Below are 25,823 nucleotides of genomic sequence, written 5' to 3'. Positions count from 1 at the left end.
GCATGGCCATCGGAACGATCCTCGTCGTCGATGACGAGCCGAAGATCAGATCCCTTGTGCGCACATACTTGGAGCGCGAGGGGTATCAGGTCTTCGACACCGGGACCGGGAATGACGCCGTCGACATCTTCCGACGTCTCCAGCCTGATCTCGTCGTGCTGGACCTGGGGCTTCCGGACCTGCCGGGAGAAGAGGTTCTCCGGCTGGTGCGTCGCACCTCCGATGTGCCGGTGGTGATGTTGACCGCGCGGGCAAGCGAGGGAGATCGCGTCGCGGGCCTCAAGCTCGGGGCCGACGACTACGTCACCAAGCCGTTCAGCCCGCGTGAGCTCGTCGCTCGGGTGGAGGCCGTCCTGCGTCGAGCGGGAGGTTTCCGCTCCAATCAGGCGTCCTACGGACAGGGGCGGTTGGTCGTGGACCTGGACAGCCGCGAAGTGACCCTGGAGTCAGTCGTGGTCGAGCTCACGCGCACAGAGTTCGATCTGCTCACCACGCTCACGTCTCGCCCTGGACGCGCTTGGTCCCGGTTCGAGCTCGTCACGCGGCTCCAGGGCGATGACTACGACGGCTACGAGCGGACCGTCGACGCGCACGTCAAGAACCTCAGACGCAAGCTCGGGGACGATCCCCGCCGCCCCGAGTTCGTCCGAACCGTGCCCGGCATCGGTTACAAGTTCGACCAGACCGCTGATGACTAGCGGCCTCGCGCGGCGACTGACCGTATCGTTCGTCGTGATCGGCTTCGGATCGGCACTGCTGACCGCGGTCCTGATCAACCTGGCGTTCGGTGGCCGGTTCGACACCTACTTGGGCCAGCAACGCGCGGCTCGTGAGAGCCAGTTGGCCAGCGCCTTCACTTCGGCCTACGAGCCAGGGCGGGGATGGCAGGCCGCCCGGCTGGACCGGCTGGCCCCGGCGATTGCGATGACCGGTGCGGACGTACGCCTCGTCGGCCCGTCAGGAAAGCCGGTGTGGTCCCTGGATAGCCAGATGGGACCAGGGATGGCACGAATGCATCGCGAGATGACCGCGGCCGGCCCTCTCCTTCCTCAACAGCACATCCCCCTCACAGTGCGCGGACGAGTGATCGGTGAGCTCCTGGTCGCGCAGCCGAAGGGCACGGTCCCCCTGGTCGATCAGGGATTCCGTCGCTCCGTCAACTGGCTCCTGGCCCTCGGGGCACTGCTGGGGGGAACCATCGGGGTCGGAGCGGGCGTGCTGGTCGCCCGTCGGACCGTCCGACCGATCACCGAGCTCACCCACGCCGCTCGTGACCTGCAAGCCGGTGAGCGAAGTCGACGAGCCGAGGTGCCCGGCGATGACGAGATCTCACAATTGGCCCGGGCCTTCAACGATCTCGTCGATTCGCTCGCGAGACAGGACGCAGTACGCCGTGCGTTCGCGGCGGACGTGGCACACGAGCTGCGGACACCGTTGGCGGTGCTTCGTAGCCAGGTCGAGGCGATGCAGGACGGTGTCGTCGAGCCGGGCCCGGCGGTGTTCGACTCCTTGCACGACGAGACGCTGCGTCTTGGTCGCCTGACCGCTGACCTGGAGACGATGACGTCGGCCGACAGTGTCGAGTTCGATCTGCGCCGCGAGAGGATCGATCTCGCCGGCATCGTTGAAAGCGCTGCCTCAGGGCTCAGACACCGGTTCGAGGAACAGCGGCTGAACCTGGTCCTGGCCACGGAACCGACCGTCGTCCTAGGCGACGACACGAGACTTCAGCAGGTCGTCACCAACCTGCTGACCAACGCCTTGAAGTTCGTGCCCGGCGGAGGATCCGTGACCGTCTCGACGCGATACGCAAACGGATGGGTCGAGCTGGGGGTGGACGACGACGGCCCAGGGATCGCAGCAGCGGACCTCCCGCACGTCTTCGAGCGCTTCTACCGGGGCCACGAGGTCCGAACCGGCGGGTCGGGTATCGGACTCGCCGTGGTGGCCGCCCTGGTGCACGCGCACGGAGGCGAGGTCAGCGCACACAACCGCTCCGCAGGAGGGGCGTCCTTCCTGGTGCGACTTCCGGCTGTGGACGAGCCGTAGACGGGTCACGAGGTACCCCCTCCTCAGCACGCCGGGCGGCCAACAGGGTCACCTGCTCGCCATACTCGGCGTCCAGGTCGACCCCGTAGTGCTGGGCCAGAGCGAAGACATCGAACAACACCCCGCAGAGAGCCTGTGCGACAGGCTCTTCGCTCTCGGTGGCCGATTTGCGGCCCTCCGCGATCAGGATCGCGCGAGCGAGCTCGCCCAACTCCTCGGTCAGATCCAAACAGCGCACGCCCGCAGACCATGCCGGGAAGGCCGCCAACACGGTCTCGGTCCGGGCCATCCACTGATTCATCCCGCCAGCATTCGCCGTACTCAAGTCGCTCAACGCTTCCGCCCAAGGGCTGCGGGGCCGTAGCTGCCGCTCGCGCGCGTAGGCGTCTGGTCGAGGCGTCCGGAGGGGGCGAGCTGCACTTGTAGGGGAGTCTGGAACCGACGCATGACGGCTCCTTTCTGTGTATGGATCCGGTTGCCAGGCGCCTCGCGTGCGAGACCAACTGCTAGCGCGTAGGGCTTTGATCCGCGGTGGCGTCGTCCACGTTCTCGCCTCGCAGGGCCGCGATCTCGGCGCGGAGCCGTGCGGCCTCGTCCGAGACGGCGCGGTTCTCGACGGACTCCTGCCTGCTGGGCATCATCATGCAGTGACCGCGTCGCATCGGCCGAAGGCAGGTGAAGTAGGTGAGCACGAGGGCGGCTCCAGCCACCCCAAGCGGAAGGAGTGTCTCCATTAGCCGCGATCCGCGGTTCCGGCACCCGCGGAGTAGGTGCTCGAGCTGCCGTTGTTGCCGCGCTGTTCCGCGCGGAGCTGGTCGACCTCGGCGCGCAGACGCGTCAGCTCGTCGGCACCGGTGCGGGTGGGGTCCTGGGCGGCTGTGTCGGTGGACTTGCCGCCGCGCATCATCATCCACATCATCAGCCCCATCCCGACGGGGCAGGCGAGGATTGCGAGAGGGTAGAGAAGCTGGGCCATGGGGTCGTCCTTCTGTCGAGGAAGGCACTCGGAAGGCCTTCTCCTGTGGCTACTACTCTACATCGTAGATGGCTGTTCCGTCCGTTCGCGCCACGCCCGGGGTCATGGTCTCGACGTGCCACCCTTGCTTTCCGCCACGGCGTCCGAGACGAGCGTGTGCAGGGTGGCGTAGGTGGTCCGGCCGACGACTCGTGCCGCGACCCGACCTTCTCGGTCGACGACCAAGGTGCTGGGAATGGCATTGCGAGGAAGCATCGAGCCGAACGCCAGGATCGCTTGCCCAGCGTCCGCCGTGGCGATGCTGGGGTAGGTGATCTTGTACCGGCGCTCGAAGGCGATGGCGGCGGCGTCGTTGTCCCGCACGTCGATCCCGACGAACTGGACGCCCTGCCTCTTGGTCTCCGAGGAGACCCTCCGCAGGACCGGGGCCTCGGCGCGGCACGGCGCACACCATGATCCCCAGACATTGATGACGAGCACGTTGCCTAGATGATCGCGACTCTCGAAGTGCGCTCCGTCCAGCGTCCGTCCCTGGACCGGAGGCACCTTGACCCGGTCGACGGGCTTGATCTGTTCCACGACACCGACGCCCTCGACGTACCCCTTGTCCTGGGAGGTGCCCCCTGGACCCCCGCATGCGGAGGCCAGGAGCGCGACGGACACGACGATGGCCAGGCCAACGCCGTGACGATGCCCTCGATTGACTCTCATGCGCCCTCCACGGCTTCCATCACGGACAGAGCGAGGAGGTCGGACCCCGACGCGTCTCTACTATGTCGTATCGTAGACGGCACACCATCCAAGCGGGTCGCGACGGACCCCCTGTCCGAAACGAACATGCGCAGCAGCCACCTTCAGCTCTTTCATCGCGCCAACGCCGACCCGCCATGGTCGCGACGTCGCTCCCGCCTGGCATGCCTGCCGTTGGCGCTGCTGGCGACGTTGACGGGATGCGCCGCGCCGCCGGACTCCTCGGCACCGGGTCGCAACCACGACTCGGCCGAGCAGTCCATGGGGAAGCAGGATCCTGTTCGTATCCAGGGCGTGAAGTCGTGTGGCCTGCTTTCCCGGCTTGTGCTTCCCGCTCGGTCAGATCCCCAGTCCGATCTGCCCTCGACGCCATTGCCGTGCCTGACCGGGGGGCCATCGGTGGACCTGTCGCGGCTGCACGGGAAACCCGTCCTGGTGAACCTGTGGGCGTCCTGGTGCGGGCCGTGCCGCCAGGAGATGCCTATCCTTCAAGCCGCTGACACCCGGTATGGCCAACGGGTCCAGTTCGTCGGGGTGGACACCTCGGATGGTGCCGAGGCGGCCGCCGCGTTCTTGACCCAGGTGGGGGTCACCTATCCCCAGCTGGCGGACTCCGACGCGATGCTGCTCAAGCATCTACGGATCCCGGGCCTGCCGGTGACCGTGATCATCGGCGCGGACGGCGCTGTCGTGGAACGTCACATCGGAGCCTTCGAGGCGCGAGACCTCGATGCCGTGCTCGACCGGGTGGCCAATCCCTGAGCCGATCAGTGCTCGCCGTCGTCACCTTCGGGGTAGACGAAGGTGCGCGAGGTGAGGTGGTTGGCGGCCGACAACGTCTCCCGCAGAATCCGCCCGTCTCGATCGACTGTAAGACGAACGTAGGTGCCCTCCCCCGGGTAGGCGAGGGCCAAGGTCGTCTCGCCAGCACGCTCCTCGAGCAGCACCACCGTGGGCGCTGATCCGCTTCCATATGACTCTCGGCTGAGGAAGTCCTCACCTGACATCGGTAGCCGGTTGAGTCGGCCCGCGCCCTGGTTCGTGTTGCTCGTGACCTGCTCGTGCAAGGTGAACGCGGGAACCCGACGCATCGTGGTGACGATGTGCCGCAGACGTCCCAGGGCGGGCCGACCGGGCCAGCTGATCGGGATCGCGGTGCTTCCGCCCTGCCACCGGTCCGAAGACGCCTTGAGGGTGAGTGTGCTGGAACCCCGGGTCCACTGGGCGGGAGCCACGAAGCATCCCGACCCGCATGCCCGGAAGGACAGGTCGTGTGACTCGCCACCCCGTGGCCCGGCCAGGTCGCCGACCAGCTCGTAGTGGGCGCCGCTGCCCTTCAGCACGGACTTGTTCAAGTCAGGCGTGGTCAGGCGGACCACGAGCTGTCCCTCGCTGAGGGTCGTCCCGATGCCGATCCACCCGGCTCGTGCACCCAGGGATTCGGTTGACCCCACCGGTGGTGGTGGGAACGGTAGCGGACCGTTCTCCCGGACCGGAGGGGCAAGCGCCGTGAGCAGCCCGGACAACCCCAGGACGACCACCAGACCGACCGCCTCGAACCGGGCGGCGGCGCGGGGCTGCGCTCGGTCGGGGCGTGCTCGCAGGCTGCGTCGCGCAGCCACAGCCAACGCCGCGACGGCCGCCACCATGACCAGCTTGACCACCAACGACAGGCCGTATCCGGTGCCGAACAACGTAGGCACCCAGCTGTCGCCAGGTATCAGCAGCACTGCAGAGACGGTGCCCGACACCACCACCGCCAGGAACAACCAGACGGCCAGCCGCGCGTACGCGGCCACGATGGGCGCCGCCCGCAGCCCACGCCGCCGCGCGGCGTACCCCACCCGCAGCACGTGCACCAGGGCACCCACCCAGACGGCGACTGCGAGCAGATGCACCCCAGTCAGGACCGCGCCCAGTCCGGGGACCACGGCCTGGGGATGGGCGCGAAACCCCTCGGCGACGGCGACGAGGCTCAGAACCACGCCACCGAGCAACCGTTGTCGGGTCACGAACAACACGGCGGCAACAGCGAACGCCAGCACTTCGACGGCTGCTACCCGTCCGGGCACGGTGGTCACCACGTGTCCGAGATCGGCGCTCCCGAGACCCCGCAGCACTGAGCCATCCCCCGCAAGGGCGACGAGAAGCCCCAGCGTGGCCAGGAGCCCGACAACCGCCCCCGCTAACAACCAGGGTCTGATCGTGGTCGACACCGGCCGGAGCTCAGCGTGGCGCCGGGAGATCACGTCGCCGGCTAGTCCACCCAGGCCCAGCGCCAGGCCCGCGAACAGCATCCACCTCAACAGCGCTGTGACCCGCAGCCCCCGAGTCGCTGAGGTCGCGCCGGCACCGACGGTCAGACCGGAGTCCGAACCGACCGCGAAATGGAACTCGCCCAGCATCGCGTCACCGTCTCGTGCGAGCCCCTGCCAGTGCACGGTGTACTCGCCCACCGGCAGCGTCGCCAGCACCCGAGCCGTCAAGGTCTGACCGTTCCCCTTCGGCATCCCGACCGCCATCGAGGCTCCGTGATCGTCGGTCAACTGGATGCCGGAGGGCGAAGGGATGACTGGCTGGTCGAACACGAGCTGGATCTGACCCGGCGAATGCGGCACTGCCCCGTCCACCGTGGGGGTGGTGAACAGGAGCGTCGCGTGCGCAGACGCGGGAGCCGCTGGCACCGCAAGCAGCACCAGGACTGTCAGGCCCAGAGCGGGCACCGCTCGCCGCAAAAGCCGGACGAGCCTTGGGGCGATCTCGAGAGGTGAACGCTGCGCACGATGGCGTCGTCTCGGAGTCCTCATCATCTGCACGATCAACCTGCAGCCGGTTCCGGAGAGTCGGAGAAGGGATACCGCTTGACGAAGGTGCCGACCACCTCGCCGCTGACCCTCGAGCAGTACCGAAGAACCCCGGCCTGTGCCGCTGAACCGCCCGTGCCGGCAGACCAGTGGCTCATGGCAACATGCGCGCGGCCAGGAAACGGGTCGCCGTCCTCGGCAGTCCAGGGAGCGGCGATGAACTTGCCGGCGCCGCCACCGTCCTTCTCGTAAACCCTCGCAATCGCCCGAACCTCAGCGACCTGTTGCGCGTCCTTGGCGACACGCTCGTCGTACCACAGGATCGTGCAGCCGTGCTCCAGGTTGTGCACCAGCGTCGGGACTCCGGGCCGGTCCTGCCCGGTGTAGAACTTCTGCGAGAAAGGTGCGGGCACCGCCCAGTGAGGACCAGAAGCCGGCGGGGCAGTGGAGTACGTGATCGCCGTACCAACCTGCCGATGATCCGCGCTACCGGTCGCGTCTTGCGTCGCGACAGGCTGGCAACCTGCAGAGGAGGCTGCCGCACCGATCTGATCCAGGGCCTTGCCATTGAACTGACTCTGAGCTCGACTTCGCTTGACCAATGGATACGCGGCGAATCCGATGATCACGGCTCCCACCACAACACAGGCCGCCACGACCAGGATCGTGCGTCTGCGCTCCGCCCTCTGCTGATCCTTTCGTAGCTGGTCCACGCGCGCCTTGCGGCTTTCGCGGGCCTCTAGCTTCTTGGCCAATGTCCAGCCCTTCTCAGTCTGCGTCAGCAGTGCGACGGGGACGACATCCCCTGGGTACGAAGGAACATAGTAGTAGGCGTCGGTATCGGTCCTGCGGGCGGTGAGTCCGCCGGGTGTGCTGTCAGGCCGTCGCTGTCACGTGGTGGGATCGCCCCGGTTCGCGACCAGTCCGGCGGCCGCGGCGGCCAGCAGGAGCGCCCCGCCGAGGTAGTAGACCGCCTCAATGCCGTACAGGTCCGCCAGCGTGCCCCCGACCGCTAGGGAGAGAAGCCTGCCGCCCTGCCAGAGGACATCCATGGCCGCGAACACGCGTCCACGGACGTGCTCGGGCGTCTCGGCCTGGAGCACAGAGTTGAACGTCACCGCGCCGGTGGAGGTGCCGACCCCGTAAAGGGCCAGCGCGCCAGCAGCTACAGGCACGGCGGTGACCGAGGCGAGCGCCAGGTCGACGAACCCTCGGAGGCCGTACGGGCCGAACACGAACAGTGGGCGGGCCGGGTGGCGGACGAGCCGGAGCAGGACGAGCGGCCCCAGGGCCGCTCCGACCCCGATCGCGGCGATGAGCAGTCCGTAGCCGCGTCCCCGGACACCAAGGTGCTCCTGAGCGAGGACCACCAGCAGCGCACTGGTCGCGCCCGCCGAGAGCGCGGCGAGAAACTGCCCGACCGCGAGGGCACGTAGCAAGCGATGGCGCACGAGGACGGCGACACCTTCCCGGGCCTCGGCCAGCAACCGGCGTCGCTGCACGTGTCCGGGGGGCCCCGGCACTCGTAGGCCGCGCAGCACCACGGCGCTGATCGCGTAGGAGAGGGCGTTGACGGCGAAGGCTGGACCGTAGCCGAGCGCCACGACCAGAAGACCCGCGAGCGGCGCGAGCACGACCTGTGAGAGGACTGCGGCGGTCCAGATGCCGCTGTTCGCGGCGACCAGTGCGTCCTTCTTCATCAGCGCCGGCAGGACCGAGGACGCGGCGGGGTTGAAGAAAACCGCGCCGAGGGACATCCCGAACGCGACCGCGTACACCCCGACCGGGGCGTCGTGCCACACCGCCAAGACGATCGCCAGGACCAGTCGGAACAGGTCTGAGCCGACCATCACCCGCACCCGGGGCCACCGGTCCACCCACGGCCCCGCGAAGGGCGCAAGCAGCAGCACCGGCAGGATCTCGGCGACCACGACCCCGCTGACACCGAGCCCGGAACCCGTCAGGTCGTAGACCAGCAGCGCCAGGGCAACGACGTTGAAGGTGTCCCCCCACTGCGACACCGTCCGGGCCGACCACAACCGGCGGTAGCCCGGATCCGCAAACACCTCGCGAAGTCCCGGTCCGGCGGAGCTTCCACTGCCGCTCAGCTCAGGTCTCCGTCTCGATGGGTATCCGTCGGTTCATTCCTTGTGCGGCTGGCGGGCAAGTCCGCCAGCGACCGCGCCTGCACTCGACTTCTCCGGCCTCACTCATGGCCATTCGCCGCCTTCATCCGCGGTCTGGGCCACCCTCAGTCCTGGGGCGCGGAACGACTGGAGCGAGAGCCCGGCGAGCTTGCAGTCACAAGTTTCGATTCTGTCCGAGAGCACATGTCGGTGAGAGTTCATGTGAACGGCTCCCGACCGGGGTTGTGTCCTGCGTGGTGACCTGGAGGGTAAACTTCGCGGTTGCCTCGCGACGGGGGTGCCGGTCGCGCCAGGCAGATACGTGCGAACCGCAATCCTGGCCAGCGACGGGTACTCCAACTACCGGATAGGCGAGACGACCGCAGCCGCGAAAATCCGCGTCGCCCAAGCGAAACGACCAGATCGTCGGCGCCCATCTCCTCCAGGCCCGAGCGCGGCGAGGTGCCTAAACCCTCGGCATGGCCATCAAGCTCGGCCTCACCACCCGCCGGGTCAAATCCAACAACAGCTACTTGCCCGACCGTCGGGTCCGGACCGGGGGTCAACGCCCGAGAGGTTCCTGAACTAGTCCCTCAACCCAGCCCGCCTACTCAAATACTCGTCCTCGCCGATCTCACCCGCGGCGTACCGCCGCTTCAACACCTCGTCAGGCGACTCCGCTCCCGGGATTCGATCTCGCTCGCGGTCACTGCGCCGGACCATCGCGACAACTCCAACAACTGCCAGGCCGATGAGGACCAAGCCGACGATTCCCCACAACAACATCCACATCATCATGCCGCCCATGCCATCCATCATCTGCTTCTCCTTCACCATCGGTGTTGACTCGTTCTACAGCGGCGTTCACTTCCTACTATGCTAGATAGCAGTCGTTGGTCCAAGAAGGCACGACGACCGGGACCTTCTTGGGTCGGCTTCACTACCCGCTGCGAGAAGCGGCCGAGAGGATGTGGCAGATATCGGCGTCGGTGCAGTCGGCGGGATCAATGCGGCGGCTGCGTGCGATGAGACCTTCGAGTTCTGCTTCGAGCGCGGAGAGGTTCCTGATGCGTACACGCACGTTCGCCAGCTTGGTGTCGATGAGGGTCGCGACATGTGCGCAGGGGACGTTGCCGTCGTCGCGGAGGTCGATGATGCTGCCGATCTCGGCAAGGGTGAGGCCGGCTGCCTGGGCGGTCTGAACGAAGTGCAACCGGGCGAGTGTGGCGGCGGCGTAGGTGCGGTAGCCGTTGGCTCCACGTTCGGGTTCGGGTAGGAGGCCCTTTCGCTCGTAGAACCTGATGGTCTGGCTAGGTAGGCCAGCCGCGTCGGCGAGCTCTCCGATTAACATCTCTCCACCCTAACGCTTGACCTTGCACCATGGATCAAGGTTTACGGTCGCTGACATGGACATCGCCCTGCTCTACTTCGACGACTGCCCGAACTGGAAGATCGCCGACGAGCGTCTTGCCGCGATCGCCGCCGAACGCCCCGACCTCACGGTGTCGCGTCACCTGGTCGACACGATCGACGAAGCCGAACGAGTGGGTTTCCACGGCTCGCCGAGCATCCTGGTAGACGGCGTCGACGTCTTCGCCGAGCCAGACGCCGGGGTCGGGTTGTCGTGTCGGGTCTACCGCACACCCGACGGCCCGGCCGGCGCGCCCACGCTCGAGCAGCTCCGAGCAGCGTTCGCCGTGACAAACGGGGCCATGCGATGACGCGCAGCTACGACTTGATCGTCATCGGCGCCGGCATGGCCGGTGTCCCTGCGGCCAACAAGTGCGCCTCGCAGGGCTGGCACGTCGCGATCGTCGACGCGCTGCCCTACGGGGGTACGTGTGCGCTGCGTGGGTGCGACCCGAAGAAGATCCTGCGCCGTGGTGCGGAGATCATCGACAGCGCCCGGTTGATGCGCGGCAAGGGCATCGACGATGCCGGGCTGTCGATCAACTGGGCCGACCTGATGAAACACAAGCACGGCTTCACCGACCCAGTCCCCCGAAACATGGAGGACAGCCTCACCCGCAACGGCATCGACACTCTTCACGGCGTTGCCCGGTTCACGGACACGAACGCCATCGAGATCGGCGGCACCGGCTACGAGGCGAAGCATTTCCTGATCGCCACCGGTGCACGCCCACGCCCGCTGGACTTCCCAGGCCACGAGCACCTGGTCGACAGCACCGACTTCCTCGATTTGGAGGTGCTCCCGCCGCGGATCCTGTTCGTCGGGGGTGGGTTCATCTCCTTCGAGTTCGCGCACATCTCGGCGCGTGCCGGCAGTACCCCGACCATCATCGACCGCGGACCGCGTCCTCTCAAGGGGTTCGACCCCGACCTCGTCGAGCTCCTGATCACCCGGGGCACCGAGGCCGGCATCGAACTCCAGCGATCGACAACGATCACCGGGATCGAGAAGTCCGAGAGCGGCTACCAGGTCACCGTCGAACGATCCGGCCAGCCCGAGACCCTGGAGTTCGACCTCGTCGTCCACGGCGCGGGCCGCACACCGGAGCTCTCCGGCCTGGACCTCGACGCTGCCGGCGTCGAGTGGGACGAGCACGGGATACAGGTCGCCGCTCACCTGCAGAGCACCACCAACCTGGCCGTGTACGCCGCCGGCGACTCAGCCAACACCCCCGGGATGCCGCTGACCCCGGTCGCGGTCTTCGAGGGCAAGGTCGCCGCGTCCAACATGCTCAAAGGAACCACGACCGTCCCTGACTACGCCGGTGTCCCGACCGCGGTGTTCACGATCCCCGAGCTCGCCCGGGTAGGGATGCTCGAACAAGACGCCACGGACCAGGGCATCGAGGTCAATGTCCGCTACAGCGACACCAGCGGCTGGTACTCCAACTATCGGATCGGTGAGACCACTGCCGCCGCCAAGATCCTCATCGACCGGTCCAGCGACCGGGTCGTCGGCGCGCACCTGCTCGGGCCTGAATACGGCGAACTCATCAACTTCCTCGCCCTCGCCATGAAGCTCGACCTGACCAGCCGTCAGCTGAAGTCCATGACCGCTGCCTACCCCACGGTCGGCTCAGATCTCGGCTCCATGCTCTGAACCCGACCTGACCCATTGCCACAAGGTCGGGTGCTTCGACAGGCCGGCCGCGACACGACGAACGGAGTTCAATGACTTCACCAGTGAAGACCCTCATGGAGGCCGCCGGCCTACCGGCGGACAACCTGCTGATCCAACGCGCCTCGCTTCCCGAGTCGCTGCAAATGCTGCACCGGCAGACGCTGCTCGCCCTGGGGCAGAGCGGGAAGCCGCCGACACGTCATCAGCTCGAGACCTGGGCCAGGGAACTCCACATCGACCTCGACGCATCTCTGCGCCACCTCGCCGATACAGAGCTGGTGTTCCTGGACCCCGCCGGTCGAGAGATCACCGGCGGCGTCCCGTTCGCGGCCAGACCCACAGCGCACCGGGTCCGGATCCTTGACGGTCCGACCGTGTCCGCGAACTGCGCCGTCGACGCCCTGGGCATCGCGGCCATGCTCGGCCGCGACGTCGACGTCGAGTCGCTCGACCCGTTGACCGGTGAGCCGGTCACCGCGAGCAGCCGTTCCGGGCATTGGACCTGGCAACCGGTCGACGCAGTCGTGTTCCTCGGCTCCTCAGGCCAAGGACGTCTCACCGAGACCTGCTGTCCGGTGATCAACTTCTTCACCACCCGGGACACGGCCCTCGCCTACCAGCGCACGCACGCCCTAGACGGTGTTGTCCTCGCCTTCTCGGACGCGGTGGAAGCCGGAACGTTGATCTTCGGCGGGCTCCTCAACGCACGGAAGGACGTCGCATGACCCAGCCCTCGCGCACTGATCGGCAGCACCCAACGCCGTACCCGCTCGATGACACAGGCACGCCCCGGAACCAGGAAGCACGGCGAGGACCCTCCGGCTGGTGGCTTGGGCTCCTGGCCCTGCTGCCCATCGCCTGTTGCGGTCTGCCCCTGCTGCTCGCGGCCGGCGTGAGCGCCGGAAGCGGCGCCGTCCTCGGCGGGGTCGCCGGAGCCGTCCTGATGCTCATCGGCGCTGTTGTCCTCGGCGTCTGGGGGATGCGGCGCCGCACACACAGCACCCGCCCCGCCGGCACCTCCCCGGCCACCACATCGGCACGCGACCGATGCTGCTGATGCCACCTCGTCCGCCGAGCCTCAACGCCCGTGGGTCTCCCCGGCACCCGCGGCGCGCGGGTAATCCCCGTCTGAGACCTCATTCGACCTCGACGCAGGAGCGGCAACCATGACCACCACCCCGACCTCCACGCCTCCCCCGCCGGCCTCCGGCCTGGGGCCTGTGGGCCGGACCCGGCGACGCTGGCTGGTAGTCGTGGGTGCCGCGGTGGTTACGTTGCTCGTGTTCGCAGTCACCTACACCGCGTTCCACTCCCAGCCGGCTCCGGCTGCTGGTGCCGCGTCCTCGACCTCTGGGTCCAGCAGCCCAGCAGCGACCGCGTTCACCGCCACCACGCTGTCCGGGGACCAGGTCGCCGTGCCCGGCGACAAGCCCAGCGTCGTGTTCTTCTTCTCCGCCAGCTGCGGCTCCTGCGGCCCCGGCGCGCGCGCCCTGGCCGAGGCCCAGACCAGCACTCCCAACGTCAACTATGTCGCCGTCGACATCGACCCCAGCGAGTCCGTCGACGTTGTGCGGGAGTTCCTCACCGCCAACCACGCCGACACCCTGGCCTACGCCCGTGACACCGACGCAGCACTGACCCGGGCCTACCAGCTCGCCCAGTTGTCCACCGCGGTCGTTCTCGACACCTCCGGGACCGAGGTGTACCGCGGCGTGGACCCCACCGCCACCCAGATCCGCTCCGCCCTGACCCAGGCCGGTGCCGAGTGAGCGGCCTCGTCGCGCTCGCCTTCGGTGCCGGGCTGCTCGCCCCCGTCAACCCCTGCGGCTTCGGACTGCTTCCGGCCGTACTGACCGCCACCTCCGGCGGCCTCAGCGCTTCGGACGACTCCGGCGGCACCGCGGGCACCGTGAGGCGACTGACCGCCGGGCTGCGTGCCGGTCTCGCCCTCGCCCTCGGATTCACCGCCACCTTCACGATCATCGGACTGCTCCTCACCGTCGGGGTCCGCGCGGTGATCACCCTGGTCCCCTGGGTTGCCGCCGCCCTCGGCGCCGTCCTCGCCCTGATCGGTCTGGCGATGCTCGCCGGCTGGCACCCCGCGCTCCGGCTGCCGGGGCGCCAACCGGACCCCATTCACGTCACCGGCACCCGGCGACTGGTCGCGTTCGGCTCCGGCTACGCGATCGCCTCGGCCTCTTGCACCCTGGCGGTCCTCCTCGCCGTGGTCACCCAGGCCGCCGCCACCACCTGGATCGGCGTGCTTGCCGTGTTCACCGCCTACGCTGCAGGATCCGCCCTGCTGCTGGTCAGCCTCGCCCTGCTCGCCGCCGGAACCGCGACCGCCCTGGCACGCAGCCTGCGCGCCATCGCCCCACACGCCGCCCGCATCGCCGGGGCGCTGCTCGCGCTCAGCGGTCTCTACCTTCTCTACTACTGGCTCCCCCAGCTGTTCGGCTCAGCTCGCCCCTCCGATCGTGGCGTCTCTACGCTGTCCGCGCAGGTGTCCACCTGGTTGAGCACGCACCAGCTGGCCGTCGTTCTCGTCGCCGGTCTCATCGTCGCCGGCACCGCGGCCGCCACGCTTCTCGCGTCGCACACCCGGGCTCCCAGCACACCGCGATCTCGCACGATGTCCGACACCAAGCGGCCCCGATGAAGAAGTTGAAACGTCTCGGACCAGAACCAGAGCAACGACCCAGCGCTCGTCCGCTGGTGCTCGACCGACAGGTGAAGGAAACGGGATCATGAGACCACAAGCTCGGGGCTACCCGACTTCACCTTCCGCGGCGCACGTCCCCCTGTGGCAGCGGTTGCTACCCCGCGTCGGCGCGGTAGCAGCAGCGTTCACCACGCTCTGCTGCCTGGGCTTCACGGCCGCGCTCTCGCTCGCCTCGCGGTGGGCGCGACTTTCTTGACCAGGGACGCGACTCTCAAACCCCTCCTCGTCGCCACCATCATCTTCACCCTGGTGGGCAGCGGGCTCACCTACCGGCGCCACCGCAATCCACTGCCCCTGATCCTGACCGCAGTTGCCGGAGCCTGGGTCTTCCTGTTCATCTTCACCATCGGCGGCACGCCGCACCCGGTTGTGTGGGCCGGCCTTGCGGTCTTTCTCGGTGTTCAGATCTGGGACCTCATTCTGATTCGGCGCTGTCGAGTGGCACGACCCGATGCCGCAGAGACTGCGTTCCCCAAGTGAGGACGGTTGGGTCTGCTGCACGGTCCGGCGACACGATGCCCAAGCCAGGGGCAGTCTCTTCGTACTCGGCAAGTATGTCCCCCCAACGGACAGATCAGATGGCCCCGAGATCGAGGCGCCTGGCTTCTTGGGCGGCTCGTTCGGAGGCGCGGGCGCGGGTGTAGCGGACGAGCATGTCGGTGCGGGTCCAGCCGGCGACGGCCATGAGGCCGGACTCGGAGCCGCCGGCGGCGAGCCAGCGGTGAGCGGCGGTGTGGCGGAGCCGATGGGGTCGGAACCCTGTGACGCCGGCGCGCTGGGCTCGGCGTCGCAGCGAACGGGCGAGGCCTTCGCGGCCGAATCGCTTGCCGCGGCCGCCCAGCCGTAGCTCCGGGGTGTCCGCGAGCGGGTGCTGCTCGCGTTCGCTGAGGTAGCGAAGGAGCGCGTCGGTGGTGGCCTGTCCGATCGGGATGATTCGGCCGCGGCCGCCCTTGCCACGACGGATGGTGATCAGCCGCTCGATCAGGTCCATGTCGTCGAGCTGGAGGTCGGCGACCTCGCCGGATCGGATCGCGGTCTCGAACATGAGGCGGATGATGGCCTCATCGCGGCGATGGTGCAGCCGGTCCCCCATCGGTCCTTGATCTTCGGGCACGGCGCAGGTCGCGATGAGGGCGCGCAGCTCGTCGTCGGTGAGCGGCTCGACCAGGGCTGGTTCGACGCGGGGTGCCTTCACGCCGGGGAACGGGTCGATGGGGATCTCGCCGGCGGCCGTCAGCCAGTTGGCGAAGCGGCGTACGGCCTGTTGCCGGATGCGGGCGGTGCCGGGTGCGGCGCCGGCGTCAGGCAGGCCGGCGACCCAGTGGTTGAGGGAGGCGCGGCTCATCGGGAGGTGGTCGTTGGCGGCGCACCAGCGCAGGTAGCGGGTGGTCCCGTCGGTGTAGACGGCGAGGGTGCCGGGGCTCTTGTTCTCCGCGCACAGGGCGGTCTGCCAGTCGGCGAGGCGGTCGAGGGCGTGTGTGGCGGACAGGTCGGTCAGGTGGGTCATGGCCGCACTGCACAGCCAACCCTCGTCGGTGGTGGTGCCCGGGCTCAGTGATGGGCTGGTGGCGGTGCACCTGACCCTCGGGAGGGCCGGGTTCGGCTGCCCGGGGTGTCCGGGAAACCCGTCACTAAGTGGACACGGCTCGAATTGTGGTCGGGCCTTGCGAGCGGCACTCGCGGCGAGGGGACCCACGCAGCAGGTGCTGGGCTGGTCGGAGCCCTAGATGCATCGCCTATCGGTACGCGCCTTGTGAGTCGACCTTGAACCAGTTGTTGGATCGTGCGACTTCGATGAGGGCAGGGTGCTCGACCGGTGCCGGGTGTGGGGTGAAAGTCGAGTCCGACGCGGGAGCCGTCCAGCCGGGGTTGCGGAAGGTCAGCATGGCGACGACCGCTGGGTCGGTGGCGGTAAGGTCGGTGCTGAACTTCCGCAGGTACCCATGGGCGCTGGTTCGCAGGACCAGGTCGATGACTGGGCGCGCGTAGCTCGTGAGGTCTGCAAATGTCGCGGTCCAGTCGTCGTAGAGGTTCTCGATGACCTCGGGCGTCGCGAGGCACCACAGTGCTGCGCACCATTCAGCGAGTGCGCGTTCGGTGGCGCGTTGGTTCGGTTTGGTGAGCGTGTCGAGTTGGGTCTTCCACCATGTGGTGTCGGCGCAGTTCTTGCGGGTCTGCTGGAGGAGCGTCGCGGGGTGGCTCTTGGCGCCGAACGCTGTGGTGCCGGTCTTCCGGTTGAACCCGAGATTCATCGGGGTGGCGGCTCCGATGATGGCGATGTGCGAGGCGAGCCAGGACGGTCCGGCGGCCTCGAAGACGGCGGACGCCGTGTTTGACCAGGGGAACGTGCTTCCCATCTGGCCGGCCTTGAAGCGGCGGTTTCGTGCTGCTGCTGCGAGGTCGGGTCGCCGACGCTTGAGGTACTTGTGCGCCTCTTGGCGGCGTCTGGTCGTTTCATAGTCCGGGTCGGGGAAGCTCGCCCTCTCGTGATCCAGGAAGCTCTCGGATGCGAAAGCGACCGCGATCTGTGCCGGGAGCGACTTCGTCGATCTGATGTACGGCGCGTGCCCGCCGAGGACCATCTCAATGAGGTCGGACTCGAACTGGCTGCCCTCCGGCGGTACGAGTCCAGTGTCGAGGACCCGGACGGTGACTAGTTCGCCTTCGAGGTCCAGGCCGGTCAGATCGACTTCGAGTCCTGCAGCTGCTTCGCACTCCGCGGCCATCTCCAGCCATGGTGTGGCATCGCCACCGGTTTCGATGACGTTGAGGATCTGGTCGCGCCACCAGGCGGCGAACTCCTTCTTCTGGCCTATGAGCTCGCGCAGAGTGCTGACGCGGAGGCGCGTTTCCTCGTCAGTTGGACCTGCGGCGATGGCTGCGGTGAGTCGGAGCCAGGTCGGGTCTTCATCTCCTTCCGTGGGCTGCGGAAGCTCCGGAAGCGGTGCGACTTCGCCGCGCCGGAGGGCGTCGTTGAGCGTCTTGAGGTTGTCGTCGTGGCACAGACTCTTCAAGACGTTGCGTGCGGCCCGGGGGCGGCCGGTGAAGACGCCGTCTGTGAGGAGGGTCCACCCGGCGATGACGGACGGCGGCGCAGGGTCGTCGGCCATCTCCTCAATGACGCCGTCCCCGAGGTCGGTCACCTCTCCCAATGCTGCGTTCCCACCGTAGAACCGTGCAGTGTTGAGCCAGTAGGGCCGCTTGAGCAGCTCGCGAAAGACGTCGATGTTGTCGAACCCGCGTTGCCCTTCGCCGGCGTACCGGTACAGGAACCGCGCTGCGAAGTACTCGCGGAGCGACTGAACCTCGAACTCGTACCAGCCGTCAGTCTTGCTCGTCAGAGTCCAGAGGCGGTCGGTGGTTGCTTCGAACATCTCGTCGACGACCTGTTCGGGCTTCTCGTAGGTGCGCTGGAAGTGGCGCATCGTGGCTTTGAGGTCGTTGACCGTCATCTTCGAGTTGGTGGGGTCCGATTCGGTGCGAGCGTGCAGGTGCCAGCCGAGGAACGGGATCATCTCCTTCAGCTCGTCCTGGTGCTTCTTGACGGAGTCGGGGTGCTTGTTCGCTTCGCGGGCGAGCAGGAGCTCGACGTAGGAGTCGTACAGCGCCGTCCGCTGGGTCGGGGTCGCTTCCTGGAGCCGGTTGAGCAGATCTAGGAGGATGGTGAGCTGCATCGGGTTGGTGGCCAGGTCTGCCAGGTACGGCTCGGCGATCTTCTGGCGGTAGGCCTTCCGCAGGTTGCGTCCGTCCGACCCGGTGATACCGCGAACGGCCGTCCACTTGCGCATGTACTGATCGCGTTGCTTCTCGTCGAACGGCAAGAGGACGAGCAGCTCGAAACTGTCCAGCGACGGTTCTTCGAGCTCGTTGGTGCTCGGCCGAGTGGTGACGATGAGCCTAGGTGGGTACGCGTAGCCCTTGCATCGGGAGGCGAACTTGTCGATCGCCGTAACGACTTTGGTTCGCACGGTGGGAACGCCCACCTCGTCGAGTCCGTCTAGGACCACGAGGCTTGGGATGGTGTTGAACATGTCGCTCACGCCGTCGGGCGTAACAGTGGTGCCGCCGCATGCGTGCGTCATGAGGTCCGCGACGAAGCACTCGATCGTGGCTTGTGCGGCGGCCTTGCGCTTGGACCTCTTGGGTTGGTCGCCCTCGGTGTCCCACACGTCGATGCCGGCCATCCAACGCGCGTAGTCGCTCAGGTCGAATCGGATGGGGTACAGAGGCTGGACGACCGCGGGGAGGTTGTCCTTGCGCAGGTCGTCGGGGACGAACGAGCTGCGGTGAGCTTGTGCGACGTACTGCGACAGAGTCGACTTCCCTTGGCCCGGCGCGCCGCGCACGAGGGTGCCTATCGGTTGGGTTTCATGAGTGGTCCGCGGCTTAAGGAGGTAGGCGGCGGCGCCTGCGAACGTGTCCCTTGTTCTGACCTTCTCGAACCGACGGTTTCCGACGTGCTCGAGCCGCATTGCGCCCACATCGATGTACAGGTCAACGACGCGTTCGCGGTCTATGTCCACCTGGCTGAACTTGACGCGTTCGTCCTCGTCCCACTGGACGGTGGCGACGGTTCGCAGTCGCTGCCTGAGAGCGGACTCGTCGCCGACGTAGTCGCTAGCCATGAGGTAGCGCATCGCGTCCACGCCGGAGAGGACGGCGGGGTACTTCCACAACAGCGACTCGGGAGCTGAATCAAGGAACGCGTCGAGCGCCTCTCGCCAGATGCACGTCATCTGCTCGAACCCGTACTCGGCTGCGTGCTCGGTGAGCCGCTCGTGAATCTGGTCGAACGTCCCGGTCCCGGGTCTGCCGGTGCTGGGCACGTTTGTGACGAGGATGTACCGCTTGGCGCCTTCCGACGCCAGTCGGCGCAGGTTCTCCTCTTCGCCCACCACGATGGCGTCCAGCCATGGAACGGGGTTCTTCTCTCGCCCATTCACTGACCACTTCACCTGGTAGACGAGGGATTGAGCGTCGCCGCTCAGACCGTCACGTCCGCCGTCGGACTGGCGAAGAGGCAGCGGAACGTAATCCTTGAACTGGTGGGCAAGCACCGCGTTGACCATTAGCTGGAACTCATGATCACCCAAGGCCTCGTATTGGTACTTGAAGCGACTTTCGGCCAACGGTCCGCACCCCTCGAGTGATTTTGCGTCTTCATCCAACCTAGGCCGTCCACCGACCGGAATCAGACCCTCGGCAACGCGGCGGGGCGTGCGTCTGAGTGGCGCCCAGGCAACCGTCATTCTGGGCGCCGGTGTGCAGCCCTTTAGACATGCTCTACCCGTCCTTCTTGACTTGGATACGCCGGTGCTGCCGGCGCGGCACCGTGCTGGGCGAAGGGCCGGTGACACGGTCGACGCTTCAGCTCAAGCTGAAGTAGCGGTCGAAGAACGTCGCCAGTTTGTCGAGCACGGTCTGCTTCTTGATGGCGTGGTTCCCCCCGGCCGCGAATCTGGAGACGGGAGGCAGGATCTTGGTGACGGCCGTTCCGGCGGTGGGGATGGCGCCGTCACGAAAGGCGTCGGCGACGAATGCGCGGGTCTCCTCGGGTTTGAGGCCCTGGGCAACAATCAGTGCCTCGAGCTCCTCTGTCTTCTTTGCCTCCACGAACCTGCGCCAGTCCTCGCTGGTGTCACCGGTGACGTTGACCGAGTCGACGAAGGCCAGGATGAGGTCGCGCTTGTTGCGCAGCGTGATGCTGGAGTCGATCGCGCGCTGGATGTTCATCAGCGCGGCCATCTCGACGTCGGAGCCGTTACCTCGAGCCTCGCGCCATTGCTCGACCAGCAGCAGGATGTAGTCGACGTTGACCTCGACCTGTTTGATGAGCTCGATCTCGAAGACGACGTCGTCGTTGATCGACTCCTTCTCGGCCGCGTCCTGGCCGCGGAACTCCGCGTATAGGTTGAGGTAGATGCTCCGGTAATCCTGAAAGTCGCGCTCGGTCAGGAGCTCGTTACCGCCAAAGTCATCAAAGGACACCAGGATGTTGCGTAGTCGCAGGATCGCACCGAACAGCGCGATGAACTCCTTCTGCGCTGCCTCGCCGACGATCGGCTGTCCGAGAGGAAACAGAGTCGTGAGGTCGGCGACGAGCTTGGTGTATTCGGCGTAGTAGTCGGCGTAGGGCTTGAGCAGGACGATGCCCTTGGCGTCCTTGTTGCCGAAGAGCGACAGCGCGTCGTTGGTGGCCTGCTCCAGGTCGCGGAAGCTGACGATGTTGCCGTAAGTCTTGACCGAGTTGAGGATCCGGTTGGTCCGCGAGTACGCCTGGATCAGGCCGTGCTGGCGCAGGTTCTTGTCGACCCACAGGGTGTTCAGGGTCGTGGCGTCGAAGCCCGTCAGGAACATGTTGACGACGATCGCGAGATCGAGCTCGCGGTTCTTCAGTCGCTGCGACACGTCCTTGTAGTAGTTCTGGAACCGGTCGGCCGAGGTGTCGAAGCTGGTGCCGAACAGACCGTTGTAGTCCTGGATCGCACCTTCGAGGAAGTCGCGGGAGCTGGCATCGAGATCGCCGGTCTCGAACTCCTCCTCCCCCAGGATGCCGCCATCGAGGTCCTCGTTGGCGGCGTAGCTGAAGATCAAGCCGACCTTGAGACGCTGGTAGCCCGGGAGTTCGTCCTCGCGCCGACGCTGCGCTTCCTCGAACGCCTTGTAGTAACGCTTCGCTGCGTCGATGGACGCGGTCGCGAACATCGAGTTGAAGCCGGCGACTCGCTTTTCCCCCAGCCGGTACGTCGAGTCGCGGCGGGTCTTCTGGTCGAAGTGGTCGAGGATGTACGACGTCACCGCCCCGACTCGCTCCGGACTCAGCAGGGCTGCCTCGGTGTTGATCGCGGCGACCTGCTTGTCGGTCAGGTCCGCCGGGATCTTCAGTGTGTTGACGTAGTCGATGCGGAACGGCAGCACGTTCTTGTCGTTGATCGCGTCGACGATCGTGTACGTGTGGAGTTTGTCGCCGAATGCCTGCTCCGTGGTGCGCAGTTGCGGGTTGCCGCTTGCTCCAGCGTTCTCGGCGAAGATCGGAGTACCGGTGAAGCCGAAGAGGTTGTAGCGGCGAAAGACGTTCGTGATGGCCATATGCATGTCGCCGAACTGGCTGCGATGGCACTCATCGAAGATCACCACCACGTGCGAGCCGAACACGTCGTGCCCTCGCTCATAGCTCACGAATCTGGCGAGCTTCTGGATCGTCGTGACGATGATCCGCGAGGCCGGATCCTCAAGCCTTCGCTTAAGGTGCGCGGTATTGGTGGTGCCGTCGACCGCGCCCTTCTCGAAGCGGTCGTACTCCCGCTGGGTCTGGTAGTCGAGGTCTTTCCGGTCTACGACGAAAAGGACCTTGTCGACGCTCGATAGCTTGCTCGCCAACTGTGCGGCCTTGAAACTGGTGAGGGTCTTGCCCGAGCCGGTGGTGTGCCAGACGTAGCCGCCCGCTCCGATGCTGCCGAGCTTCTTGTAGTTGGTGGAAGTTTCGATGCGCTGGAGGATCCGCTCGGCCGCGACGATCTGGTAAGGCCGCATCACCAGCAGGTTGCGGTCGACGTCGAAGACACAGTACTTCGTCAGGATGTTGAGCAGGGTGTGCTTGGCGAAGAACGTCTTGGTGAACCCGGTCAGGTCCGCGATGGCCCGGTTGCTGGCATCGGCCCACCAGCTCGTGAACTCGAAAGTGTTGAATGACTGCTTCCTGCCGCGCTTGCCCCCGACCATCTCGCTGACGTGCCGCTCGCGGGTCGTGTTCGAGTAGTACTTCGTCAGGGTGCCGTTGCTGATCACGAACAGCTGGACGTACTGGAACAGGCCAGAGTCGGCCCAGAAGCTCTCCCGCTGGTAGCGGTTGATCTGGTTGAACGCCTCCCGGATGTCGACACCACGACGTTTGAGCTCGATGTGCACCATCGGCAGCCCGTTGACCAGCACGGTCACGTCGTAGCGGTTCGATCTGGCGCCGTCGACCTCGTACTGGTTGATGACCTGGAGCCGGTTGTTGTGGATATTCGACTTGTCGATCAGGTAGATGTTCTTGGCCGTGCCGTCGTCTCGCTCGAGGACCTGGATGTGGTCTTCCTGGATGCGGGCCGTCTTCTCGATGATCCCGTCGTTCTTCCCCGCGACGGACTCGTTGAAGAACCGTTGCCACTCTGAATCAGTGAACTCGATCTTGTTCAGCGTTTCGAGCTGGGCGCGCAGGTTGGTCTCCAGAGCAGAGGCACTATCGATAGGCAGATATTCGTATGCCTGCCCCTGAAGCAGCTTGACGAACGCCACTTCGAGTTCGGCCTCGCTCTGATAACCGCTCTCCTTGGAGTCCGCCGGCATGAACTCCGCGACGACCGTGCTCTCGTCGCTGACCGAGATCGGTTCGAAGTGGGTGGCGCTGCCCGCCGCGCCAAGCTCGGGGAACTCGGTCACGCTGCTTCCTCGAACGTGAGCAGCTTGTCCCTGTAGTAATCGTACTGCTGGCGGCGAGCGGCGATCTCCGCTGGCAACCCGATCGACAGGTTACTTACGAGCGCGTCGAACTTGTCGAGGATTGCGACGATCCGCTCCTGCTCCTTTGCCGGCGGCACGGGGATCTTGATCTTGGCGAGGCTCGCACCCGAGATGCGCTTCACCTTGGCACGGGCCACGTACTTCGCCTTCTCTACGTGGAAACTCGATGTCTGGAGGAAGTAGGCGACGAACTTCGGGTTCAGAGTGTGCCGGTAAAGGAAACAGTCGTCGTGAACCGCGACGTCCTCATCACCGAGCCAAGCAACAGCCTTGCAGATGTCCTCGACGGTTTCGCTTACCCCGGCGAGTACGACGTCACCGGAGCTTGCGAAGCGGAGAGATGAAGCCAAGTCTTTCCGGACTCGTGACACTACTTCGTCAGCGAATGCTCCGTAGTGCGTATACATCTCGCCGAAGTTGATGCAAGCGATTCCATCACTAACGATGTCGTTCTTCGTGAATCTTCGACCGCGAATGAACTGGCCGACTTCGCCCATGGCCGCCCAAGGCACGCCGCTTTCCTCGTCAAATCCAAGGAGCGAGTCCCGATAATGCGCATACTGGCGGGAACGGTATTCCAGCTCGGCTTCCAGCTCGGCTTCCAGCTCGGCTCGCAGCTTGTTCATTTTATCGAGAATTTCGGCGATTTCCCGCTGAATCGCCAGCGGCGGAACCGGAATCTTTATCACACGGAATCGCTGCTTGGAGATGTTGATTCGCGTCACGCCGTTGGCCGTCTTGATGATCTGCCGACGGACCTCGTCCGAGTGGAACAGGTGCTTGGTGAACTCGGGATCGAGTTCGTGCACATCGTGAGGTCGGAAGCCAAAGGAGAAGCTGTTGAGGTAGAGCGGCTCCGGCGGCTCAACGGTAACCCCCGATGCCATACCGACCTCGTCGGCACTTTCTGACGAGGCGGTGAACAGCACGTCGCCGCGGCGGACGCGATTCTGCCGCTCACCCTCCGCGACCTGAACCATGCTGTCCGGCGAGACATTGGCCGACAGGTTGTTGAAGATGTTGACGTACGTGACGAACCGCGCGTTGCCACCGGAGAAGTCGGCCTTCGACTTGCCAGTCAGGCCGTTGTAGAGAACGCCCAGGTCTTCGAGAGCCTTGAACTCGATTCCCCCCGGACACATCTCGGCGATCAAGTGGCTGAGTCGACTCATCGAGCATCTCCTTCGAGGTCGGCCACAATGGCGTCGATCCCGGTGCGGAGCTTCGCCTGACTCTCAACGATCCTGGCGATCTCAGCGTTAAGCTTGGTGATGTTGACGGCGACCCGGGTGTCTTCAGCTTCAACGTAGGACGTGACCGCGATGTTGTAGCCGTTGTCCGCGATGACCTCGTGATCGACTAACTTGGCGAAGTTTGAGACGTCCTCGCGCTTTTCGAAGGCGTCGAGGATGGCCTGCTGGTGATCCGCGGTGAGTCTGTTCTTGTTGCCGTGGCGCGTGAACTCCGCGGATGCGTCGATGAAGAGGACCTTGTTGTCAGCCTTGGACTTCTTGAGCACGAGAACGCAGGTCGCGATCGTCGTACCGAAGAAGAGGTCCGGCGGGAGCTGGATGACGGTGTCGACGTAGTTGTTGTCGACGAGCCATTTGCGGATCTTCTGCTCTGCTCCTCCGCGATAGAGCACGCCGGGGAACTCGACGATCGCAGCCGTGCCGTTGACGGCGAGCCAGCTTAGGATGTGCATGGTGAACGCGAGGTCGGCCCTCGACTTGGGCGCGAGCACGCCGGCTGGTGCGTATCGCGGGTCGTTGATCAGTAGCGGGTTGGCGTCGCCCTCCCACTTGATCGAGTAGGGCGGATTGGACACGATCGCCTCGAACGGCTCTTCATCCCAGTGGGCCGGGTCAATCAGCGTGTCGCCGTGGGCGATCTCGAACTTCTCGTACGGGATGTCGTGTAGAAACATGTTGATCCGGCACAGGTTGTACGTGGTCAGGTTGACCTCCTGGCCGAAGTAGCCCTGGCGCACCTTGCCGTGGCCGAGGACCTTCTCGTACTTCAGCAGCATCGACCCGGAGCCACACGCCGGGTCGTAGACCTTGTTGACCTCGGTCTTGCCGACGACGGTGATCCTGGCCAGGAGCTCGGCGACCTCCTGCGGCGTGTAGTACTCGCCACCCGACTTGCCGGCCGCCGATGCGTACATCTGCATCAGGTACTCGTAGGCGTCGCCGAAGAGATCGTTGTTGTTTTCCCTGAAGGCACCACCGAGCGGAAGGTCGCCGATGGCGTCGAGCAGCTTGACGAGCTTCTCGTTGCGCTTGGCCACAGTCGGACCAAGCTTGCTGCTGTTGACGTCGAGGTCGTCGAAGAGTCCTTTGATGTCTTCCTCGGAGTTCGCGCCGATGGCGGAGCCTTCGATGCTCTTGAAGACGCGGCTCAGGGTCTCGTTGAGGTTCTCGTCGTGGCGGGCCTTCTCGCGGACGTTCGCGAAGAGGTCATGCGGGAGGATGTAGAACCCCTTCTCCTTGATCGTCTCGTCACGACCGAACTCCGCGTCGGCACCTGCCAGGTTGCGGTAGTCGAAGCCTTCGTTGCCCGCCAACCGCTCCTGCTCATTGAGGTAGACCGTCAGGTTCTCGGAGATGAAGCGGTAGAAGAGCATCCCGAGCACGTAGGTCTTGAAGTCCCACCCGTCGACGCTGCCGCGCAGGTCGTTGGCGATCCGCCAGATGGTCTTGTGGAGTTCTGCCCGCTCGGACTCCTTGCTCGTAACGCTCACCGGGGCATTCTTCCAGCACCATCCGACGATTCCTGACGAACAGCCCGCTTCGTGTCG

The 25,823-nt window shown here is 65.9% G+C and carries 22 protein-coding genes; 9 read left to right on the top strand and 13 right to left on the bottom strand.

Annotation, left to right across the window (positions count from 1 at the left end; translation table 11 throughout):
• The first annotated feature begins 2 nt into the window (after positions 1-2).
• Positions 3-698, top strand: a complete 696-nt coding sequence (locus ACYVDA_RS12480; protein ID WP_460818687.1) for a response regulator transcription factor — start codon at positions 3-5, stop codon at positions 696-698.
• Positions 691-2,049 carry a sensor histidine kinase gene (locus tag ACYVDA_RS12475; protein WP_460818686.1) on the top strand — a complete coding sequence of 453 codons (1,359 nt, stop codon included), beginning with the start codon at positions 691-693 and terminating at the stop codon, positions 2,047-2,049. The genes ACYVDA_RS12480 and ACYVDA_RS12475 overlap by 8 nt, the downstream gene beginning before the upstream one ends.
• Positions 2,050-2,555: 506 nt before the next feature.
• Here ACYVDA_RS12475 and ACYVDA_RS12470 read toward each other — a convergent pair.
• The 3 genes from ACYVDA_RS12470 to ACYVDA_RS12460 form a co-directional block, all read right to left on the bottom strand.
• Positions 2,556-2,741: a hypothetical protein gene (locus ACYVDA_RS12470; RefSeq protein WP_460818685.1), complete on the bottom strand. Its 186-nt coding sequence runs from the start codon at positions 2,739-2,741 to the stop codon at positions 2,556-2,558.
• Between the two features lie 41 nt (positions 2,742-2,782).
• The gene (locus ACYVDA_RS12465; RefSeq protein ID WP_460818684.1) at positions 2,783-3,025 is read right to left on the bottom strand and encodes a hypothetical protein; all 243 of its coding nucleotides are present in this window, start codon (positions 3,023-3,025) and stop codon (positions 2,783-2,785) included.
• Between the two features lie 102 nt (positions 3,026-3,127).
• A complete protein-coding gene (locus ACYVDA_RS12460) occupies positions 3,128-3,604 on the bottom strand; it encodes a TlpA family protein disulfide reductase (protein WP_460818683.1) in 477 nt (158 codons plus the stop codon).
• A 258-nt stretch (positions 3,605-3,862) separates the two neighbouring features.
• Here ACYVDA_RS12460 and ACYVDA_RS12455 point away from each other — a divergent pair, with 258 nt between their 5' ends.
• Complete coding sequence (locus ACYVDA_RS12455; RefSeq protein ID WP_460818682.1) at positions 3,863-4,537, top strand: TlpA family protein disulfide reductase; 675 nt, start codon at positions 3,863-3,865, stop codon at positions 4,535-4,537.
• 5 nt (positions 4,538-4,542) lie between these two features.
• Here the strand turns inward: ACYVDA_RS12455 and ACYVDA_RS12450 are convergent, their stop codons facing one another.
• From ACYVDA_RS12450 to ACYVDA_RS12430, 5 genes are all read right to left on the bottom strand, one after another.
• Entirely contained in the window at positions 4,543-6,498 is a 1,956-nt protein-coding gene (locus ACYVDA_RS12450) for a copper resistance CopC/CopD family protein (RefSeq protein ID WP_460818681.1), read from the bottom strand.
• 95 nt (positions 6,499-6,593) lie between these two features.
• Positions 6,594-7,334 (bottom strand): DUF3105 domain-containing protein, encoded by a 741-nt coding sequence (locus ACYVDA_RS12445; protein ID WP_460818680.1) that lies wholly within the window; start codon positions 7,332-7,334, stop codon positions 6,594-6,596.
• Positions 7,335-7,469: 135 nt separating this feature from the next.
• Complete coding sequence (locus tag ACYVDA_RS12440) at positions 7,470-8,645, bottom strand: MFS transporter (protein ID WP_460818679.1); 1,176 nt, start codon at positions 8,643-8,645, stop codon at positions 7,470-7,472.
• Positions 8,646-9,290: 645 nt separating this feature from the next.
• Positions 9,291-9,542 (bottom strand): SHOCT domain-containing protein, encoded by a 252-nt coding sequence (locus tag ACYVDA_RS12435; protein ID WP_460818678.1) that lies wholly within the window; start codon positions 9,540-9,542, stop codon positions 9,291-9,293.
• Between the two features lie 103 nt (positions 9,543-9,645).
• A complete protein-coding gene (locus ACYVDA_RS12430; protein WP_460818677.1) occupies positions 9,646-10,056 on the bottom strand; it encodes a heavy metal-responsive transcriptional regulator in 411 nt (136 codons plus the stop codon).
• Positions 10,057-10,111: 55 nt separating this feature from the next.
• Here ACYVDA_RS12430 and ACYVDA_RS12425 point away from each other — a divergent pair, with 55 nt between their 5' ends.
• The 6 genes from ACYVDA_RS12425 to ACYVDA_RS12400 all read left to right on the top strand — a co-directional run bounded on the left by ACYVDA_RS12425 (position 10,112) and on the right by ACYVDA_RS12400 (position 14,998).
• Entirely contained in the window at positions 10,112-10,426 is a 315-nt protein-coding gene (locus tag ACYVDA_RS12425) for a thioredoxin family protein (protein WP_460818676.1), read from the top strand.
• Positions 10,423-11,775 carry a dihydrolipoyl dehydrogenase family protein gene (locus tag ACYVDA_RS12420; RefSeq protein ID WP_460818675.1) on the top strand — a complete coding sequence of 451 codons (1,353 nt, stop codon included), beginning with the start codon at positions 10,423-10,425 and terminating at the stop codon, positions 11,773-11,775. Before ACYVDA_RS12425 ends, ACYVDA_RS12420 begins: the two co-directional genes overlap by 4 nt.
• Before the next feature lie 83 nt (positions 11,776-11,858).
• Positions 11,859-12,521, top strand: a complete 663-nt coding sequence (locus tag ACYVDA_RS12415) for an alkylmercury lyase family protein (protein ID WP_460818674.1) — start codon at positions 11,859-11,861, stop codon at positions 12,519-12,521.
• Positions 12,522-12,962: 441 nt separating this feature from the next.
• Positions 12,963-13,565 (top strand): TlpA family protein disulfide reductase, encoded by a 603-nt coding sequence (locus ACYVDA_RS12410; protein ID WP_460818673.1) that lies wholly within the window; start codon positions 12,963-12,965, stop codon positions 13,563-13,565.
• Positions 13,562-14,455: a cytochrome c biogenesis CcdA family protein gene (locus tag ACYVDA_RS12405; protein WP_460818672.1), complete on the top strand. Its 894-nt coding sequence runs from the start codon at positions 13,562-13,564 to the stop codon at positions 14,453-14,455. Before ACYVDA_RS12410 ends, ACYVDA_RS12405 begins: the two co-directional genes overlap by 4 nt.
• Before the next feature lie 240 nt (positions 14,456-14,695).
• Complete coding sequence (locus ACYVDA_RS12400) at positions 14,696-14,998, top strand: MerC family mercury resistance protein (RefSeq protein WP_460818671.1); 303 nt, start codon at positions 14,696-14,698, stop codon at positions 14,996-14,998.
• Between the two features lie 94 nt (positions 14,999-15,092).
• On the opposite strand, the gene ACYVDA_RS12395 is transcribed toward ACYVDA_RS12400, so the two are convergent.
• From ACYVDA_RS12395 to ACYVDA_RS12375, 5 genes are all read right to left on the bottom strand, one after another.
• The gene (locus tag ACYVDA_RS12395) at positions 15,093-16,025 is read right to left on the bottom strand and encodes a tyrosine-type recombinase/integrase (protein WP_460818670.1); all 933 of its coding nucleotides are present in this window, start codon (positions 16,023-16,025) and stop codon (positions 15,093-15,095) included.
• A 229-nt stretch (positions 16,026-16,254) separates the two neighbouring features.
• Entirely contained in the window at positions 16,255-19,647 is a 3,393-nt protein-coding gene (locus ACYVDA_RS12390) for an NACHT domain-containing protein (protein WP_460818669.1), read from the bottom strand.
• A 238-nt stretch (positions 19,648-19,885) separates the two neighbouring features.
• Positions 19,886-22,942, bottom strand: coding sequence for a type I restriction endonuclease subunit R (locus ACYVDA_RS12385; RefSeq protein ID WP_460818668.1), 3,057 nt, complete (start codon positions 22,940-22,942; stop codon positions 19,886-19,888).
• Positions 22,939-24,195, bottom strand: a complete 1,257-nt coding sequence (locus ACYVDA_RS12380) for a restriction endonuclease subunit S (protein ID WP_460818667.1) — start codon at positions 24,193-24,195, stop codon at positions 22,939-22,941. Before ACYVDA_RS12380 ends, ACYVDA_RS12385 begins: the two co-directional genes overlap by 4 nt.
• Positions 24,192-25,766 (bottom strand): type I restriction-modification system subunit M, encoded by a 1,575-nt coding sequence (locus tag ACYVDA_RS12375; protein ID WP_460818666.1) that lies wholly within the window; start codon positions 25,764-25,766, stop codon positions 24,192-24,194. The genes ACYVDA_RS12380 and ACYVDA_RS12375 overlap by 4 nt, the downstream gene beginning before the upstream one ends.
• Positions 25,767-25,823: the final 57 nt, after the last annotated feature.

The sequence above is a fragment of the Nocardioides korecus genome, from assembly GCF_054778395.1.
The sequence above is the reverse complement of the archived record's forward strand: the minus strand, read 5'-3'. Positions and strand labels throughout refer to the sequence as shown.